We start from the raw sequence: 17,373 nt of genomic DNA, 5'->3' as shown, positions 1-17,373 counted from the left end.
ATGTTGTACCAGTTCGCACGCCCCCTTTTGTTCAAGGCTGATGCCGAGACCGCACATAATCTGTCGCTGACCGCGCTAACGTTCATGCCGATTCCGCCGCTTGGTTCGGATAGTCCTATCCTTGCCCAGACATTTGCGGGTTTGCACTTTGCTAACCCTGTCGGCCTTGCACCTGGCTATGACAAAAATGCCGAGGTTCCGGTCGAAATCCTAAAATTGGGTTTTGGCTTTACCGAGGTGGGGACGCTGACCCCGTTGCCGCAAGAAGGCAATCCCAAGCCGCGGCTGTTTCGCTTGGTTGAGGACGAGGCTGTCATCAACCGCATGGGCTTTAACAATGCAGGGCAGCAGGCGGCCAGTGCGCTGCTGCAGAATATTCCTGAACAGGCACGCACTGGCCCAATTGGTATCAACATTGGGGCCAATAAGGACAGCGCCGACCGTGTGGCGGATTATGTCATTGGCGTGCGCAATATGGAGGCGCTGGCCGATTATTTGACCGTCAACATTAGCTCGCCCAATACGCCGGGCCTTCGCGCCTTGCAGGACAAGGCCGCGCTGGACGATTTGCTCGCGCAGGTCATGGCGGCGCGGACGCGGGACACGCCTGTATTCTTGAAAGTTGCCCCTGATCTGCAGCCTGCGGACATTGATGATATTGTCGGCGTTGCCATGGCACGGGGCATTGCAGCGTTGATTGTGTCGAACACGACGATATCGCGCCCCGAGTTGGTATCACGGCATGCGGTAGAAGCAGGCGGTTTATCCGGGGCTCCTTTGCGCGATATGGCGCAGCAGCGCATAATCGACTTCCGCAAGGCAAGCGGTAGGCTGATGCCGCTGATTGGCGTGGGCGGCATTGCGTCGGCACAGGACGCCTATGCCCGCATCCGCGCTGGGGCGTCTTTGGTGCAAATTTATAGCGCTTTGGTATATCAAGGGCCAGGACTCGCGCGCAGGATCAACAAGCAGCTTGCGCGCCTTTTGCAGGCCGATGGCTTTACCAACATAGCCAAGGCGATTGGCGTCGACGGTTAAATCTGCGCTTGGCTTTATCCTCCCAAGGCGGCTAAGTTGCGTGCATGAAAAAATCATTGCTCGCGTTTACCGCGTCCGCCCTCCTTTTCACCCAAGCGGCATCTGCCGAAAATGTCGGCGTAACGTCTTCTGCGGATCCTCGTGTCACTGAAGCAGGGATTGAAATGCTGCGCCAAGGCGGCTCGGCCGCTGATGCGGCGATGGCGATGATGCTTGCCCTCACGGTGGTCGAACCGCAATCGAGCGGTATCGGCGGTGGTGGATTCTTGCTGTATCAAGATAGCGCGAAGGGCGTGTTGACCACAATAAATGGACGCGAAACTGCGCCCGCGGCGGCGAAGGCGGACCGTTTTGTTGGACCCGATGGCAAACCACTCGGCTTTCTCGCGGCGTTTCAAGGTGGGCATTCGGTCGGTGTGCCGGGCAATATACAGCTGATGGCGCAAGCCCACCAAAAATGGGGCAAGTTACCATGGGCGACCGTGTTTAAGCCTGCGATCCGCCTTTCGGACAAAGGCTTCATTGTAAACAAAACGCTTGAATCACGGTTGCAGGGTATAGAAAGGCTATGGCCGAATTTCGATGAAGCGCGGGCGATATATTGGCGCGATGGCAAGCCAGTAAAGGCAGGCACAACGCTCAAAAATCCCAAACTTGCGGCCACGTTGAAGCTGCTGGCAAAAAAAGGGCCTGACGCTTTTTATACAGGGACCGTCGCAAGCCAGATTGTACAGGCTGTGACCACCAGCAAGCTCAGCCCTGGTGACATGACGATGACCGATCTCGCGCAATATCGTGCCAAAGAGCAGCAGGCGGTATGCGCGCCCTACCGAGTCTATGTCGTGTGCGGCATGGCGCCGCCTTCGTCGGGCGCAACCACCGTGCTTCAGATTTTGGGCACGTTACAGCGTTTTGATTTGGCTGCAACGGGCAAGGACAGCCCCAAAAGCTGGTACCTAATTGGCCAAGCGATGCAGTTGGCTTATGCGGACCGCGAAAAATATCTGGCGGATGATGCTTTTGTCGATGTGCCGGTCGCTGGGCTTTTGAACCCCGAATATATACAGGAGCGCTCAGCGCTGATTGATCCGGAAAAAGCGCGTAGCGACTATCCCGCCGGTAAACCACCCGGTGCCGCGCCGCGCACAGCCGCGATTTCGAGCGAAGTTGCGGGCACGACGCATTTCACGGCGGTCGACGCAAACGGCAACATCGCCAATATGACGTCCACAATTGAAGGTCCTTTTGGCAGCCAGCTCGTCGCAGGCGGATTCTTTTTAAACAATGAACTCACGGACTTTACCTTCGCCCCTGAAAAGGACGGTGCGCCTGTGGCAAATCGGGTGGCCGGCGGAAAGCGACCTTTGTCCTCCATGTCGCCGACGATGGTTTTTGACCGCAATGGTAGGGCGGTACTGACGCTGGGTTCGGCCGGTGGTAAGCGGATCATCATGCATGTGACCAAAACGCTGATTGGCGTGATTGATTTCGGCTTGCCGCTTGATCAAGCGATAGCGTTGCCAAATATTTATTTTGCAGGTGGCCAGTTGGCATTGGAACAAGACACGCCACTCGCCGCAATGGCGGAGCAGATTTCTGCATTCGGGCAGAAGGCTATTGTGTCTGACCTCGGGTCGAAGGTGAATGGCGCGCAATATCTCAACGGCGCTTGGACAGGTGCCGCAGATCCACGGAGCGAAGGGACATCGGCGACCATAGATGCAAAGGGTCAGGTTACGATTATCCGGCCCCCCGCCGCCGCGGAAGTGCCGTTGCCCAGCGTCGGATAAAAGACGCGCATTGCACCAAATTGCGAGTGGCGCTACCGCAAATAGGATAACAAAACAGGTTAACACATGGCTGGAAACGTGCAGGAGAGCATATATGGCTGCTGAACAGTTTGACGACTTTGACAGCTTCCCCAATCTTGTAACCATGTTTTTCGCGCGTGCGCGTCACCGCGGCAACGCGCCATTTTTATGGGCAAAGCATGACGGGGATTGGCATTCAATCAGCTGGTCGGATGCTGCGCGGCAAGTGGCGGGCTTTGCAAAATCGCTGCGTCAACTGGGGCTGCAAAAGGGCGACCGGGTCATGCTGGTGTCGGAAAACCGGCCCGAATGGTGCATCGCCGATTTGGGTATCATGGCAGCAGGTTGCGTGACCGTGCCGACCTATGTCACCAACACCGAACGAGATCATCAGCATATCTTGGACAATAGCGACGCGCGCGCCGTCATCGTATCCACGGCCAAGCTTGCCAAGACATTGACGCCAGCGGCTCTGCGGTCATCGCAGGCGGAATTCATCATTGCGATTGACCCCCAGCCAGCGATGCAAAAGGGCCAGTTATCGATGCATCACTGGGCCGACATGGTCAAAGGCACGGATTCAGACGTGCGCGCCAGTGAAGCGGCAATGGCGAGTGTTACGCGCGATGATTTGGCGTGTATTATCTACACCAGCGGCACTGGCGGGGCACCCCGCGGCGTGATGCAGCATCATGGGGCGATTTTGCATAACGCCGACGGCGCAGCGGCCGTCCTGCGGGAAGATTTTGGCCTGGACGAGGAAGAAGTTTTCTTGTCGTTCCTGCCTTTGTCGCATGCCTATGAACATAGCGGTGGGCAATTCCTGCCGATCGGCGTGGGTGCGCAAATTTATTATGCCGAAGGGCTAGAGAAACTGGCCTCTAACATTGAAGAAACGCGACCAACGGTCATGGTGGTGGTCCCGCGTCTTTTTGAAGTGCTACGCCAACGGATGATCAAGACTGTCGAAAAGCAGGGCAAGCTGCCCAATTATCTGCTCGATAAGGCGCTGACCATCGGAGAACGCGATTATTCTGGGCGCAAGCGTCTCGTCGATGCGCCGATGCGGTTGATTTTATCGCGCACGATTAAGCCAAAAATCCAGGCGCGTTTTGGCGGCCGGATGAAGGCAATGGTGTCCGGTGGCGCACCGCTGAACCCTGATATCGGGGTGTTCTTCCAATCCTTGGGGATTACGCTGCTGCAAGGCTATGGCCAGACCGAGTCCGGCCCTGTCATCAGTTGCAACCGGCCCAGCGCAGGTATCAAAATGGACACGGTTGGTCCGCCGTTGAAAAACACGGAGGTCAAAATCGCCGAAGATGGCGAGATATTGGTGCGCGGACCTTTGGTGATGAAGGGATATTGGCGCAATCAGGCCGAAACCGATCGCGTTCTCATTGATGGTTGGCTGCACACGGGCGACATCGGCCATATTGATGACGCTGGCCGCATTGCCATTACCGACCGCAAGAAAGACCTGATCGTCAACGACAAGGGCGACAATATCGCGCCGCAAAAGATTGAGGGCATGCTCACGTTGCAGCCCGAGATATTGCAGGCGATGGTATCAGGCGACAAAAGGCCATATGTCGTTGGCCTCATCGTGCCAGATCCCGAATGGGCGTTGGAATGGGCGCAGGCGCAAGACATGAAATATGACTTTGCCGACCTGCAAGCCAATCCACAATTCCGCGCCGCTGTGCGTGCGGCTGTGGATCGCGTCAATGCGGATGTATCGGTCACCGAAAAAGTGCGGCAGTTCGAATTTGCGGATGAACCCTTTTCCATCGAGAATGGCGAGATGACACCCAGCATGAAAATTCGGCGTCATGTCATTCGTGAGCGTTACGCGGTGCGCGTTAATGGCATGTACAAGGATTAAAGAGGCGTTGTGACGGGGATATGGGGGCTAAGCGTTTTGCGCCCATATTAGAAATTCGACATTGCCTTGCGGCCCGGTAATCGGACTGGTGGTTAGGCCGAGCACGGCCCAATTTTGGCTGACGAGCCATGCTCTTACTTCGTCACAGACGCGTGTGTGCACGTCTGCGTCCCGGACAACACCGCCTTTGCCTACTTCTTCGCGGCCTGCTTCAAATTGCGGCTTAATGAGCGCGATGAGCTGCGCCTTGCTCTTGGCGAAGGATAAGGGCCGCTCAAGCACCTTGGCCAAGCCAATGAAGCTCGCGTCACACACGATAAGGTCGACCGGCTCATGTATGTGGGCGTCGGTCAAGATGCGCGCGCTTGTTTGTTCATGAACAATGACGCGCGGGTCTTGGCGTAGCTTCCACGCTAGCTGGTTTGTGCCGCTATCGACGGCGTATACGCGTGTTGCGCCATGGGTTAGTAGCACATCTGTAAAGCCGCCCGTCGAGGACCCCACATCGATGGCAATATTGTTGGTGACATTAATAGCGAACGCCTCAAGCGCATGTGCAAGTTTAATGCCGCCGCGCGATACCCAAGGATGGTCGCTGCCCCGCACGCTGATCTCGGCATCTTCGGCGATTTGCTGTCCGGGCTTTTGCGCCTTAACATCGCCAATAAAGACAACGCCCGCCATAACCAGCGCCTGGGCGCGGGTTTTGCTTTCGGCAAGGCCGCGATCAAGGATGATTTGATCTAATCGTATTTTTTTGGTCGCCATGCCGCAACGCGCTAGCGCAGCGTGGACGATTTGGCCATAAGACAAAGCTATGCAAACGCGTTACCTGACCTTCTTCGCCGTTTTGGGCCTCGCTGCGTGCGTTGCGCCGCCGATCCCACCCGCGCCAAAGATACTGGCAGCGCCGCCGCCTGTGGCTGCTGCGCCGCCACCGCCGCGATTGACGGGTGATTGGAATGACTGGCCCTTTACGCCTGGCAATTGGACTTACCGCCGCGATGGCCGCACTTCGGTTGCGCAGTTTGGGGCGCCGGGACGTAACCCGACCATCAACTTTCGCTGCGATGCAGAGAACCGCCGCGTCACAATATCGCGTGAAGCAGCTGCACTGGGTGGGCCTATGATTATCCGCACCTCATCCATGACAAAAACCTTGGCAGCAATGGCACGTGATGCAAATCCGGCCTATCTGGTGGCCGACATCGCAACCACTGATCCCATCTTAGATGCCATGGCCTTTAGTCGGGGCCGCGTGTTGGTTGAAATGGAAGGGCAGCAACCCGTCATCCTGCCATCATGGGCCGAAATCACGCGCATAATTGAAGATTGCCGGGGATAATCACGGCGCGATTTATTGCAGCGCAGAATGACGACTTTTGGCAGAAAAAAAATTTATTACAAGACTTGTTTGTGCTCGCCGTTTGATTCACCTTGCGAATTGCGGAGGGCAGATAAATGTTTGATGCAAGCAAATTCCATTCAACGAAAGGAGGTGATCCGATGTCTCATGGTTCAGTTAAGAGGTCGGACAATTCCGTTCGGGAGATCGGCCGCTGAGCAAATCAGCGATGCCGCTCACGGCATGAAAGCAACTTCCGGCAGCGGGTGTCCGACCGCTGACCCATGTTTAAGGGCCGCTGGTTCGCTCCAGTGGCCCTTTTTCTGTTGTCCATACGCATCCACTTTTTGCCATACCGATGTTTTTTGTCGAACATTGTTGGCATTTCCTGCTGAAATGATTACATTCTTTGTAAGACTTTTAAGGAATTTGAGAAATGCAGTTTATGCGCGTGAGCTGGAAAATTTTGGTCGGTGTCAAAGACCTGTTTGTGCTGCTGTTTCTGGCGCTTTTCTTTGTAGCCATTTTCGCGCTGCTGAATGCAAATCCAAACCCGGCGATGGTCCGCGATGGTGCGTTGCTGCTCAAGCTGGATGGCGTGGTGGCCGAACAGCCGGCCGAAATCGACCCGCTGATGGCGCTGACCTCGTCGGCGTCCCCTGTCGGCGAAATCCGTCAACGTGATATCATTCGCGCGTTGAAGCTTGCCCAAAGCGATAAGCGGGTAAAAGTCGTTGTATTGGACATGGAGCGCTTCATGGGCGGCGGGCAAGCGAGCCTTACCGCAATTGGAGATAGCATTGATGCCGTTAAAAAGGCGGGCAAACCCGTTTATGCCTTTGCAACCGCTTACACCGATGACAGCTATCAACTGGCTGCCCACGCTACGCAGATCTGGATGGATCCGTTGGGCGGTGCATTATTAGTAGGTCCAGGGGGATCGCAGCCTTATTTTAAAGGATTGCTCGACCAATTGGGGGTAAAGGCCAATATCTACCGCGTGGGCACGTTCAAAAGTGCCGTCGAACCCTTTATGCGGTCTGACCAGTCGCCTGAATCAAAAATGGCGATCAAGGGTGTGTATGATGAGGTGTGGGGCCAATGGAAAGCTGACGTCGCCAAGGCCCGCCCGCAGGCGCAATTGGATCAATTGCTGACCAATCCCGCTGATGCGGTTGAGGGCGCAAAAGGCGACCTTGGCCAGTTGGCGCTATCGACAAAATTGGTCGATAAACTGGGTGACAAAATTGCCTTTGGAAAGTTCATCGCCAGCAAAGTGGGCGCGGATGAAAAGATGACGACCGGTGGCTTTGCGCACACGCCTATGGATGCGTTGCTGGCCAGTTACGGCCCGCCATCGGCAGGAGAGCAGATTGGCGTTGTGACGGTTGCGGGAACCATCGTTGATGGTGAGGGCGGCCCAGGCTCAGCGGCTGGCGATACTATCAGCGCGCTGATTTATGAGGCACTCGATACCAAGGATTTGAAGGCACTTGTTGTGCGCGTGGATTCGCCTGGTGGATCCGTAACCGCATCGGAAAAAATCCGCCTCGCGATTGCCGCGGCTAAGGCCAAGGATATTCCGGTTATTGTGTCCATGGCCAATCTGGCGGCCAGCGGTGGCTATTGGGTTTCATTACCCGCCGATGTGATATTTGCTGACCCTTCGACGATCACGGGTTCCATCGGTATCTTCGGTGTTATCCCAAGTGCCGAGGCGGGCCTTGCGAAAATCGGTGTGAATGCCGATGGGGTCAAGACGACGCCATTGTCCGGCGAGCCCGATGTCCTGAACGGTTTCAGCCCCGAATTTGACCGCGTGGCACAAAGCGCGATTGAAAATGGCTATCGTCAGTTTCTAACGCGGGTTGCGACAGCGCGCAAAAAGACGCCTGAGCAAGTGGATGCCGTTGCACAAGGGCGCGTGTGGGCTGGCGGCACCGCGCGTCAGCTTGGTTTGGTCGACCGGTCAGGCAATATGAATGATGCTTTGGCGGAGGCAGCAAAGCAGGCGGGGTTAAAACCGGATGGTTGGCACGCGGTGTATATTGAACCGCCCACCAGCTTTGCCGATACGCTGCTTCAGGGGTTGATGCCGAAAAAGGCGCAATCGAACGCACCGATGGATATATTTGCGCATGCCGCATGGCAGCAAAGCCTTTTCATGCAGCGCGTTGCGGCGGATCTCGAGTTGTTGACAGGCGTAAAAGGCGTGCAGGCGAAATGTCTGGAATGCGGCGACTTCGCGCCGCCTGCTCCTGTCGCGGCGGAAAAAACCTGGCTGTCTGTTTTGCTGAAGGCCTTCAGCTAAAACGTGCGGTGAAGCTTATGTCTTCACCGCGCAGATTAATCCGGAGGATGTTGTAACGCCCACTATTTCCGGGTCTTGCAATGCACGGGTGCGCCGCAGAAATTCCTCGACGGTTATCTTGCGCATATCTTGCCCGCGCAGTTTCTTAAGGCCCTTCAGCTTGTTCAGTTGGATCAGCGAAAGGCGGTCAACCATCCGGTCGGCCATGCACCCGGCAATGGGTTGCGAAAGCCCCGCATCCATCAATGCCGTGCGGACGCGGGTTTCGGGGGTGGCGCAAGCCGAAAGCGCGAAGGATATCATGCCGACCAGCGCAATCCGTTTCATATACCTTTTTCCTTCGCACGTTCAACGCCTTCAATAATAATGCGTTTTGCGTCCGTTTCATCACCCCAACCATTCAGCTTGGCCCATTTTCCGGGCTCCAGATCTTTATAATGGGTGAAAAAATGCTCGATCTGTTGCAGGACAATAGGGGGCATGTCCTTATAGGTCACGACGTCGGAATAATAAGGGAAGGTTTCGTTCACCGGAACGCATAGCAATTTTTCGTCGCCGCCCTTATCGTCTTCCATCATGAGCACGCCAATCGGACGGCATTTGACAACCGCGCCGGCGATGATGGGGGAGCGGGCGACGACCAAAGCGTCCAAGGGATCGCCATCTTCGCCCAAGGTGTGCGGAACAAAGCCATAATTGGCTGGATAGCGCATCGGCGTATGCAGGAAGCGGTCAACGAATAAGGCGCCCGATGCCTTGTCGAATTCATATTTCACGGGCTCACCGCCAATGGGGACTTCGATCAGGACGTTGAGGTTTTCGGGTACATTGTCGCCCGCAGGGATGAGGTCAATACGCATGGGAGAATGCTTTCAGTTTGATATTCGTTGGTCTGTCATGGGCTGAGCAGACAATCCATCGCGGTCTTGCCTTGGCCTGTGACTTCGCAGTGCGGATAGCGTAAACCATGCGAATAGGCGATGTCTATTTGTGTAAAACGCTTCTTGCACTCTACTTGCAACCGAACCGGCGTGTTGTAATCTTCTGCTCGGCGTGTGCGGAACAATGTGCGTGAGTTCATTGGCGCAGATTTGGAGAAAGCGCGGCGTTGCATCCAGCCCTATTCCACTCAAAGCAATTAGCCGCTAGGGCGCTTCATTATGGCAAAGATACAGACACCCCAAGCCGTGCGCGGCACGCAAGACATGTTCGGTGAGACCGAGGAGCGCTTTGCGCATGTGGTTGCGACCTTTGAACGTGTGCGCAGGCTGTATGGTTTCAAGGGCCTGCAACTGCCAGTCATTGAGCCTACAGCGGTTTTTTCGCGCAGCCTGGGTGAGGCAACCGATGTCGTCTCGAAGGAAATGTACAGTTTTGAAGACCGCGGCGGTGATTCCATAACGCTGCGGCCCGAATTCACCGCTGGCATCGCGCGCGCTTACCTCACCAACGGCTGGCAGCAATTTGCGCCGATGAAGCTGTCGGTGCATGGGCCATTGTTCCGCTATGAACGCCCGCAAAAGGGTCGCTATCGCCAGTTTCACCAAATTGACGCCGAAATCATTGGTGCAGCGGAGCCTGCGGCAGATGTCGAATTGCTGGTCATGGCGGACCAGTTGCTTAAAGAATTGGGCATCCATGAAGGCGTGACGTTGCAGTTAAACACGCTGGGTGACACGCCGAGCCGCGATGCATGGCGCGCGGCGTTGGTTGGCTATTTCAATGAGCATAAGGGCATGTTGTCCGAAGACAGCCTATCGCGGCTGGAGAAAAATCCGCTGCGTATCTTGGACAGTAAAGACCCCAAGGACCGCCCCGTGGCCGATGCGGCGCCTGTTATCGACGATTATCTATCGGGCGAAGCGCAGGATTTCTTCGGCGCTGTCACCGCAGGCCTTGATGCCGCGGGCGTTGCGTGGACCCGCAATGCGGCGTTGGTGCGCGGCCTTGATTATTACCGCCATACCGCATTTGAATTTGTGACCGACCGGTTGGGTGCGCAAGGCACTGTGCTTGGCGGCGGACGTTATGACGGCTTGATCGAGAATCTCGGTGGCCCTGCGACGCCAGCGGTCGGCTGGGCCGCGGGGATTGAACGGTTGGCGATGTTATTAGATGCGCCAACAGGTCGTGAAATGACTTTTGCAGTCGTCGCCGATGCACCAGAGCTAGACGAGGAAGCCCAGCGCGTAGCCAATAAACTGCGCCGGGAGGGCGTACCCGTTTTCCGCTCATTCAAAACCAATCCAAAGCGGCAAATCGAATCTGCTCGGAAAGCCAACGTAGACGGTCTACTGTTCATTCGGCCTGGCCAGCAATTGCACATCACGCATGTTCAGGGGTCTCCATACGCATTGAGAGATCTGATTACCAAAGCTCTGGCGCATGTCCCTGACGGTTATCAGGCTGCCAGTGGCGACGGCGAATGAGCCGTCCTACCGTAGATGTCCACCGTCACCTTGAACTTGTTTCAGGGTCCATTTCGCCTCTCTGCCCTTCGGTATCGGCTTCACGGTGGATGCTGAAACAAGTTCAGCATGACGTGGAGGGAAACGTCGCGATTATGCTCCGCTGGAGCGACGGTGTGTGTGGGGACGCAAATTGAAAATTTCCCCGCACCGCATCGCGCAAATTGAATCGCGCTTTTCCGAGCTTGAGGCGCGGATGGCTTCGGGGCAGCTGGAGGGCGACGCTTTTGTCGCTGCCTCCCGCGAATATGCCGAGCTCGAGCCTGTGGCCAAGGCTGCCGCCGAAGTCCGGCGCTTGCGTGCAGAAATCGAAACGCTTGGCGCTATGGCGCAAGATACTTCCGACCCTGATTTGCATGCCATGGCGGTCGAGGAGCTCGATGTTGTCACGCAGCAGCTATCGGACGCGGAAACGTCGCTCGCGATTTCGTTGCTGCCGCGCGATTCTGCGGATGACAGACCAGCGATGCTGGAAATTCGGGCGGGCACGGGCGGCGACGAAGCCGCTTTGTTCGCGGGCGATCTCTATCGCATGTATGAACGTTACGCCGCGGGGCAGGGTTGGAAGATTGAACCAATTTCGGTCAGCGCCTCCGACGTGGGCGGCTATAAAGAAGTGGTCGTTGCGATTAAAGGCACGGGCGTGTTTGCCAAGCTGAAATATGAAAGCGGCGTCCACCGCGTGCAGCGCGTGCCGGTGACCGAAAGCGGTGGGCGGATCCACACCAGCGCGGCAACGGTGGCGGTTCTGCCGGAGCCGACGGAAGTGGATATACAGATCGAGGCCCGCGACCTGAAAATCGACGTGTACCGTGCGTCGGGTGCAGGTGGACAGCATGTTAACACCACGGACTCCGCCGTGCGCATCACCCACTTGCCCACGGGTATTGTGGTGACGTGTCAGGACGGGCGTAGCCAGCACAAGAACAAGGAGCAGGCGATGCAGGTCCTGCGCGCCCGCATGTATGAAAAAGAGCGTGAGGAGGCCCAGGGCGCCGAAGCCGAAGCCCGCAAGGCCATGGTTGGCTCCGGCGATCGTTCCGAACGCATCCGCACCTATAACTTTCCCCAAGGCCGCGTGACCGACCACCGGATCAACCTGACGCTGCATAAGCTGCCCGAGATATTGGAGGGCGGTGGCTTGGGCGAACTGGTTGACGCGTTGATTGCCGAGGATCAGGCCGAGCGTATGGCGGGGTTGGGGGATTAACTGTTCGATTTTCCCGTCACCCTGAACTTGTTTCAAGGTCCATTTATCAGCCGGAAACATGGCTTAGTGCTGCACGATGGATGCTGAAACAAGTTCAGGGTGACGGCTCAAGAAATCAGGGGGGGTTAATCTACCGCCAACCGCCCATGTTCCAGCTTCGGCAACACATAACGCGCAAACATGTCGCATTCGTTGATGTGCGGATAGCCCGACAATATGAACGCCTCGATACCTATGTCGCGATAGGCGTTAATCTTGGCAAGCACTTGGTCCGGATCTCCGACGATGGCCGCGCCGCAACCTGAACGGGCGCGGCCAATGCCGGTCCACAGATTATCTTCCAGATATCCATCATTTGCCGCAGCTTGCGCCCGCAATTCGGCCTGATGCGCGACGCCGAAGGTCTGCGTGTCGAGCGATTTGTTGCGGATAGCCTCGCCCTGATCGGCATCAAGCTTGGACAGCAAATGGTTGGCATACGCGCGGGCCTCTGCCTCGGTTTCGCGGACGATGACATGGGCGCGGAAACCATATTTCAGCGTGCGGCCGAACTTGGCGGCGCGGGCGGTCATGTCTTCTACCAAGTCCTTGGCACCCTGCACCGTTTCGGGCCACATGAGATAGACGTCGCAACCTTCGGCAGCGGCATCCTTTGCGGCTGGCGAGAGGCCACCAAAATAAAGCGGGGGGCATTTACCGCTGACCGTTTTTATGCGCGGCGGGTCGATGTCGATCTTGTAATGCTCCCCATCGATCGACAGATGTTCGCCGTTCAGCAACGTCTTCAAGATGTGCATCGCCTCAACGGTGCGGCGATAGCGGGGCTCGGAATCCATCTTGTCGCCGGGCAAATCCGACGAGATGATGTTGACATTCAACCGCCCGCCCGAAATCTGGTCCAGCGTTGCGATTTGCCGTGCAAGCTGGGGAGGCCAGCTTTCGCCGATACGCACAGCCATCAGCAATTTGATCCGCGTGGTTAGCGCCGCAATCGCGCTTGCAAAGGCGGTTGTATCGAGGCCAAGGGTATAGCCCGATGGCAGCAAGATATTGTCAAACCCGCCTTTTTCGGCAGCCAAAACGATATTGCGGCAATGTTCCCAGCTGGAGGCCAAATTGGCGTCAGGCACGCCCAGAAATTCATAGTCGTCATCGCACAACGCGGAGAACCAGCTCACTTCGACAGGCGTGTTCATGGCAGCGGCACTCCACGTGCGGCGACAAGGACGCTGTACCAATCCGCGCGGGTCCATTGAATTTTGAAAGCGTCGGCGGCTTCGGCAATCCGCGCCGGGTTTTGTGAACCGACAATCGGGATGGGGCGGGCGGGGTGCGCCATGATCCAGCTATAGGCCGCTGCTGTGCGCGAAACGCCGTGCGCGGCTGCAACCGCCGAAAGGGCTGCAGCGACATTTTGTTCACGCGCATTTTGTGGGTCCCCAATGCGCCCGCCGCCCAAAGGCGACCACGCTAGGACCGCAAGGTCCATCGCTATCGCTTGATCCAACTCGCCATTTTCGATGGTGTCGATCCGCAAGGGGGACAGTTCGGGTTGTGTTGAGACAATGGGAACCGTGCTAAATTGCGCCAGCGTTGTAATCTGCGCTTGCGTAAAGTTGGACACGCCGAATGCGCGAATTTTGCCTGACTTATGCGCGTTTTCGATGGTGCGGGCGATTTCCTGCGGGTGGGTCAGCACATCGGGGCGGTGAATTTGCCATAGGTCGATACGGTCCGTGCGCAATCGGGTCAGACTGTCATCAATGGCTTTGGTTAGATATTCCGCGCTGCTGTCATAAGGCGTTGGCGGGGTGATGCCACCCTTTGTCGCCAGTATCATGCGGTCCCGATATTCAGGGGCTTGTGCAAATATTTGGCCCAGCAGTTCTTCGGCCTTGCCAAAACCCTGCTCGCCAAAACCGTAAATGTCGGCGGTGTCAAACAAAGTAATACCAGCATCAAATGCGGCATCAATCGCGGCGCGCGCTGCAGACAAATCAAGTCCAGCAAAGCGCCACATGCCCCATGCGAGGGAAGAGATTTCTATGCCACTTTTGCCCAATGGACGCGTGCGTGACGGGGAAGGAAGGGTCATGATTTTTTGCTCTTTTTTGGTGCAGGAAAATAAGGTGGGGCCACGGATTCGCGGCTGATAAGTTCGTGGGGCAGACGACGATGCTCAATTCCGCCTTCGCCAAATAAAAGGTCAGCGGCGGTGGAGGCAAGGTCTCGAACGGGTTGGCGCACCGTGGTTAAGGGCGGCCAGACAACACGCGCCAGTGTCGTATCGTCAAAGCCAGCAACCGAAAGCTGCTCGGGGATTTGAATGCCGCGCCGATGCGCGACCGCAAGCACGCCCGATGCCATGTCGTCGTTCGATGCGAAAATCGCGGTGGGTGGAAGCTTGAGCGACAGAAACTGTTCCGTGGCCGATACGCCGCTTTCGAAATCAAACCGTCCCTCGGCAATTAGGTCAGAATCAACCGAGATGCCGACGCGTCCCAGTGCACGTTCGTAACCCGCTTGTCGTTCACTACTCGCCTTATGATTTGGGTGGCCCTTGATAAAGCCAATCCGCCGATGGCCGATGTTGATGAGCTTCGTCGTCATGTCGTCAGCGGCCTGCATATCATCCATGAAGACGGAACTGGTCAACGCATGGTTAGTGCCCGGTGAGATGCGGACAAAGGGAATGTTGAGCGCTTCAAGCGCATTCAGCACCGGCACGCAATCGGTTACGGGGGAGGAGAGTATTGCGCCGTCAACATGTGTTTGCCGGACCATGCCCAGAACCTGTTCGCCGACGTCTGGGTCGGCGACATCCACCGGCTGCGCAATCAAGCGCATGCCTTCTTGATGGCATCGGTCCCAGCATCCCTGCATGATCTGGTGCATATAATAAGGGCTATGATTGTCGTAGATGAGGGCAATCTGCCCGGATTTGGTGCCAGCAAGAATGCGTGCTGCGATGCTGGGGCTAAAGCCAAGCTCGGACATGGCGGCGTCCACTTTGGCCTTAGTCGCCGCGCTCACATAAGGATGGTCGTTCAGCACGCGGCTAACGGTTTTGACCGCTACGCCAGCCAGCTTTGCGACATCGCGTATGTTGGCGCGAGGGTTCATGCAGAAAACGCCGTGCGGATGGCCGCGAACAGGTCCGCATATGCGCTGTCGGTGCGGGTGAAGACGGCTGGCTGACCATGCGGTGCAGCGATCTCATGCGTGCCTTTGCCATAGGCCGTGCCGGACCAGAGATGGACCCAATCGCCATCGGGTATTGCCACCGGACGGCTGTCCTGACCTTGTTCAACAACCGGTGCGACGATCATGTCAGCGCCATAAAGATATTGGTCCTGAATGTCGAAATATGCAGGGTCATCATAATGCAGGAATAGTGGCCGTTGCAGCGGCAGGCCCTTAGCCAATGCTTCGTCACACAATGCGCGGACATAAGGCGCAAGCTGCGCATGGACTTGGCTCATCCGTGCAAAATGGTTCAGGATTTCGGGGCTGCTGTCCAGTTGTAGATTATCCGCGGGACGGTTGCCCTCATGGCTGCGCATGACGGGTGCAAAGGCGGCAAGGTCGATCCAGCGGTGCATAAGTTCTGCCGTCCGCACCACGCCGTGCAGGCTCGTATAGCCGCCCAAGTCGCTATGATGATAGGCGTTGCCCAACATGCCCGACGACAAAGCGGCCGTTATCACCGTATTGATGCCGTCATGGCGGGTGAAATCAACACTTTGGTCGCCCGCCCATAATAAGGGGCAATGTGCCTGAACGCCGGAAAAGCCCGCACGCATGAAGAAGGTCGCGTCGTGCGTTTTGCCGCGTGACGCTATCGCATCGGCGTTGACCTTCGCCCATAAAACGGGCCAGCGATTATGCGCCTCCATCGGGTCTGATCCGTCGAACAGCCGCACATCGGTTGGCAGATATTCGCCAAAGTCGGCCATCCAACCTGACAATCCGAAATCGAGCATTTCCTGGCCAATGATACGGTCGGCAAACCAATTGGCGGCGTCAGGATTGGTGAAATCGACAACGCCAGCGTCAAATTCGCCGAAGTCGACCGCATAGGCGTCGTCACTGTACTGCCGCAATGCGAGATAATTATTGGCCAATGCTTCTAAATAGAGAGCGCCGTCCACCGCCAGATAGGGGTTCACATAGCCCAAAAAGCGAATGCCCCGTTTGGCCAGCGACGCGATCTGTGCAGGCAGGTCGGGATAGCGTGCGGCGTTCCATTTCCAGTCCCAGAACAAGCGTTTGCCAAAACTGGTTTGGCGGATGCCCACCCAATCCTCGCACCACAGCCCCGTAATGGACGCGCCAGAGGCAGCTATGGTCTCGAAGCGGTCAAATGTGTCCACGCCGTCCTTAAGGCCGACAATTGCCCCAGAAATCGCCCAGTCGGGCAAGGGCGGTTGACGCCCGAAACGGTTGGACAATTTGGTCACCAGATTGGGCAGCGATGGCGCATCGAAAAGCTCTAAATCGACATTGGCCGACCAGCATTCGACGCCAACCCGGCTTGCTTCCGTAAGATCGAGTACGGCATAAGCTGCCGTTTCGAGGTGCACGGCATAACGCGCACTGCTTACCCATGTCGGTTGCGGGTAATTGGTCGTCCAATAATCACCGCCCGCCAGGCCATTCGCATCCATGGTCTGGGTAAGGGCGGTCGATTTATCGCGGCCTACCCCAGGCTCCGACGTCCAGAACGGAAAGCGACGCCCGTTCAGCCGTAAATAGGACATTTGCTCCCCGCCGCCCCAAAGGGCTTCGGTGGTTGCGCATTGCATATCTATCCAAAGCCGGTTGAAGGCGGGATCGTTGCAGCGAAATTTGAGGATGGATCGCTGCGCCTTTTCCTCAAACTCCAGCGTTGCGACAATGTCGGGTCGTTTTGCGTTCCAAAGCCGGATACAGCCGTCGACTTGGGAGGAGCAATCCAGCTTCAATCGTGTTTCAACGATGTCGTCGATGCGAAAATTGCCGCGAACCATTTCAAGGTCCGGTGATCCAACGCCAATGCTGATAACTGGAGCGCCCGCGCGATGTGACAGCATGCAGTTGTTATCGCGCAGCAGGTCAAAGCCGTCTGATTGCATGATGACTGAAAATGGCAACTTCCGTCCCTCTCGCCGTTTCGAACCTGCTACTATGACAACATTGCAACAGTTCGGACTTAAAAATCGTCGCCATATGACACCGCTAGACATATTGAGTCAATCTGGTAACAACCCAGCCATTGCTAAGGTATATCCTCACATAGCTTTTATTGCTTGCGCAAACTCAAGTG

15 protein-coding genes are annotated in these 17,373 nt (G+C 56.5%); 7 read left to right on the top strand and 8 right to left on the bottom strand.

What is annotated here, in order from left to right; genetic code table 11:
• The 3 genes from Q0O33_RS02230 (at position 1) to Q0O33_RS02220 (ending at position 4,734) form a co-directional block, all read left to right on the top strand.
• Positions 1-1,038 carry a quinone-dependent dihydroorotate dehydrogenase gene (locus Q0O33_RS02230; RefSeq protein ID WP_295495469.1) on the top strand — a complete coding sequence of 346 codons (1,038 nt, stop codon included), beginning with the start codon at positions 1-3 and terminating at the stop codon, positions 1,036-1,038.
• 44 nt (positions 1,039-1,082) lie between these two features.
• Complete coding sequence (ggt, locus tag Q0O33_RS02225) at positions 1,083-2,828, top strand: gamma-glutamyltransferase (RefSeq protein WP_295495465.1); 1,746 nt, start codon at positions 1,083-1,085, stop codon at positions 2,826-2,828.
• A gap of 94 nt (positions 2,829-2,922) precedes the next feature.
• The gene (locus Q0O33_RS02220; protein WP_295495463.1) at positions 2,923-4,734 is read left to right on the top strand and encodes an AMP-dependent synthetase/ligase; all 1,812 of its coding nucleotides are present in this window, start codon (positions 2,923-2,925) and stop codon (positions 4,732-4,734) included.
• A gap of 27 nt (positions 4,735-4,761) precedes the next feature.
• Here Q0O33_RS02220 and Q0O33_RS02215 read toward each other — a convergent pair whose 3' ends face one another.
• Entirely contained in the window at positions 4,762-5,502 is a 741-nt protein-coding gene (locus tag Q0O33_RS02215; protein ID WP_295495460.1) for a TlyA family RNA methyltransferase, read from the bottom strand.
• Between the two features lie 49 nt (positions 5,503-5,551).
• Here Q0O33_RS02215 and Q0O33_RS02210 point away from each other — a divergent pair, with 49 nt between their 5' ends.
• Positions 5,552-6,079, top strand: coding sequence for a hypothetical protein (locus Q0O33_RS02210; RefSeq protein WP_295495456.1), 528 nt, complete (start codon positions 5,552-5,554; stop codon positions 6,077-6,079).
• Between the two features lie 436 nt (positions 6,080-6,515).
• The gene (sppA, locus tag Q0O33_RS02205) at positions 6,516-8,390 is read left to right on the top strand and encodes a signal peptide peptidase SppA (RefSeq protein WP_295495452.1); all 1,875 of its coding nucleotides are present in this window, start codon (positions 6,516-6,518) and stop codon (positions 8,388-8,390) included.
• Positions 8,391-8,405: 15 nt separating this feature from the next.
• Here the strand turns inward: sppA and Q0O33_RS02200 are convergent, their stop codons facing one another.
• The 3 genes from Q0O33_RS02200 to Q0O33_RS02190 are packed head-to-tail and all read right to left on the bottom strand — an operon-like array spanning position 8,406 to position 9,504.
• Entirely contained in the window at positions 8,406-8,717 is a 312-nt protein-coding gene (locus Q0O33_RS02200) for a hypothetical protein (RefSeq protein ID WP_295495449.1), read from the bottom strand.
• Positions 8,714-9,250, bottom strand: coding sequence for an inorganic diphosphatase (gene ppa, locus Q0O33_RS02195; protein ID WP_295495445.1), 537 nt, complete (start codon positions 9,248-9,250; stop codon positions 8,714-8,716). Before ppa ends, Q0O33_RS02200 begins: the two co-directional genes overlap by 4 nt.
• Before the next feature lie 35 nt (positions 9,251-9,285).
• Positions 9,286-9,504, bottom strand: coding sequence for a hypothetical protein (locus Q0O33_RS02190; RefSeq protein WP_295495442.1), 219 nt, complete (start codon positions 9,502-9,504; stop codon positions 9,286-9,288).
• A gap of 46 nt (positions 9,505-9,550) precedes the next feature.
• Between Q0O33_RS02190 and hisS the strand changes: the two genes are divergently transcribed.
• Positions 9,551-10,819, top strand: coding sequence for a histidine--tRNA ligase (gene hisS, locus Q0O33_RS02185; RefSeq protein ID WP_295495439.1), 1,269 nt, complete (start codon positions 9,551-9,553; stop codon positions 10,817-10,819).
• A 172-nt stretch (positions 10,820-10,991) separates the two neighbouring features.
• A complete protein-coding gene (prfA, locus tag Q0O33_RS02180) occupies positions 10,992-12,068 on the top strand; it encodes a peptide chain release factor 1 (RefSeq protein ID WP_295495436.1) in 1,077 nt (358 codons plus the stop codon).
• 125 nt (positions 12,069-12,193) lie between these two features.
• On the opposite strand, the gene Q0O33_RS02175 is transcribed toward prfA, so the two are convergent.
• From Q0O33_RS02175 to Q0O33_RS02160, 4 genes are read right to left on the bottom strand one after another with little or no spacing between them, the layout of a single operon-like run.
• Entirely contained in the window at positions 12,194-13,264 is a 1,071-nt protein-coding gene (locus Q0O33_RS02175) for an LLM class flavin-dependent oxidoreductase (protein ID WP_295495433.1), read from the bottom strand.
• Positions 13,261-14,163, bottom strand: a complete 903-nt coding sequence (locus tag Q0O33_RS02170) for an aldo/keto reductase (RefSeq protein ID WP_295495430.1) — start codon at positions 14,161-14,163, stop codon at positions 13,261-13,263. The genes Q0O33_RS02175 and Q0O33_RS02170 overlap by 4 nt, the downstream gene beginning before the upstream one ends.
• Entirely contained in the window at positions 14,160-15,191 is a 1,032-nt protein-coding gene (locus tag Q0O33_RS02165; RefSeq protein ID WP_295495427.1) for a LacI family DNA-binding transcriptional regulator, read from the bottom strand. The genes Q0O33_RS02170 and Q0O33_RS02165 overlap by 4 nt, the downstream gene beginning before the upstream one ends.
• Positions 15,188-17,200, bottom strand: coding sequence for an alpha-glucosidase (locus Q0O33_RS02160; RefSeq protein ID WP_295495425.1), 2,013 nt, complete (start codon positions 17,198-17,200; stop codon positions 15,188-15,190). The genes Q0O33_RS02165 and Q0O33_RS02160 overlap by 4 nt, the downstream gene beginning before the upstream one ends.
• Positions 17,201-17,373: the final 173 nt, after the last annotated feature.

It is taken from the genome of Sphingorhabdus sp. EL138 (assembly GCF_945862485.1).
Lineage (GTDB): Bacteria > Pseudomonadota > Alphaproteobacteria > Sphingomonadales > Sphingomonadaceae > Sphingorhabdus_B.
Note: the sequence above shows the minus strand (reverse complement) of the source record. Positions and strands in the feature narration are given on the sequence as shown.

What these genes read in the sequence shown, in the direction of transcription:
- Q0O33_RS02230 (WP_295495469.1), top strand. Translation starts at nt 1, where the DNA reads ATGTTGTACCAGTTCGCACGCCCCCTTTTGTTCAAGGCTGATGCCGAG.
- ggt (WP_295495465.1), top strand. Translation starts at nt 1,083, where the DNA reads ATGAAAAAATCATTGCTCGCGTTTACCGCGTCCGCCCTCCTTTTCACC.
- Q0O33_RS02220 (WP_295495463.1), top strand. Translation starts at nt 2,923, where the DNA reads ATGGCTGCTGAACAGTTTGACGACTTTGACAGCTTCCCCAATCTTGTA.
- Q0O33_RS02215 (WP_295495460.1), bottom strand. Translation starts at nt 5,502, where the DNA reads ATGGCGACCAAAAAAATACGATTAGATCAAATCATCCTTGATCGCGGC.
- Q0O33_RS02210 (WP_295495456.1), top strand. Translation starts at nt 5,552, where the DNA reads ATGCAAACGCGTTACCTGACCTTCTTCGCCGTTTTGGGCCTCGCTGCG.
- sppA (WP_295495452.1), top strand. Translation starts at nt 6,516, where the DNA reads ATGCAGTTTATGCGCGTGAGCTGGAAAATTTTGGTCGGTGTCAAAGAC.
- Q0O33_RS02200 (WP_295495449.1), bottom strand. Translation starts at nt 8,717, where the DNA reads ATGAAACGGATTGCGCTGGTCGGCATGATATCCTTCGCGCTTTCGGCT.
- ppa (WP_295495445.1), bottom strand. Translation starts at nt 9,250, where the DNA reads ATGCGTATTGACCTCATCCCTGCGGGCGACAATGTACCCGAAAACCTC.
- Q0O33_RS02190 (WP_295495442.1), bottom strand. Translation starts at nt 9,504, where the DNA reads ATGCAACGCCGCGCTTTCTCCAAATCTGCGCCAATGAACTCACGCACA.
- hisS (WP_295495439.1), top strand. Translation starts at nt 9,551, where the DNA reads ATGGCAAAGATACAGACACCCCAAGCCGTGCGCGGCACGCAAGACATG.
- Q0O33_RS02175 (WP_295495433.1), bottom strand. Translation starts at nt 13,264, where the DNA reads ATGAACACGCCTGTCGAAGTGAGCTGGTTCTCCGCGTTGTGCGATGAC.
- Q0O33_RS02170 (WP_295495430.1), bottom strand. Translation starts at nt 14,163, where the DNA reads ATGACCCTTCCTTCCCCGTCACGCACGCGTCCATTGGGCAAAAGTGGC.
- Q0O33_RS02165 (WP_295495427.1), bottom strand. Translation starts at nt 15,191, where the DNA reads ATGAACCCTCGCGCCAACATACGCGATGTCGCAAAGCTGGCTGGCGTA.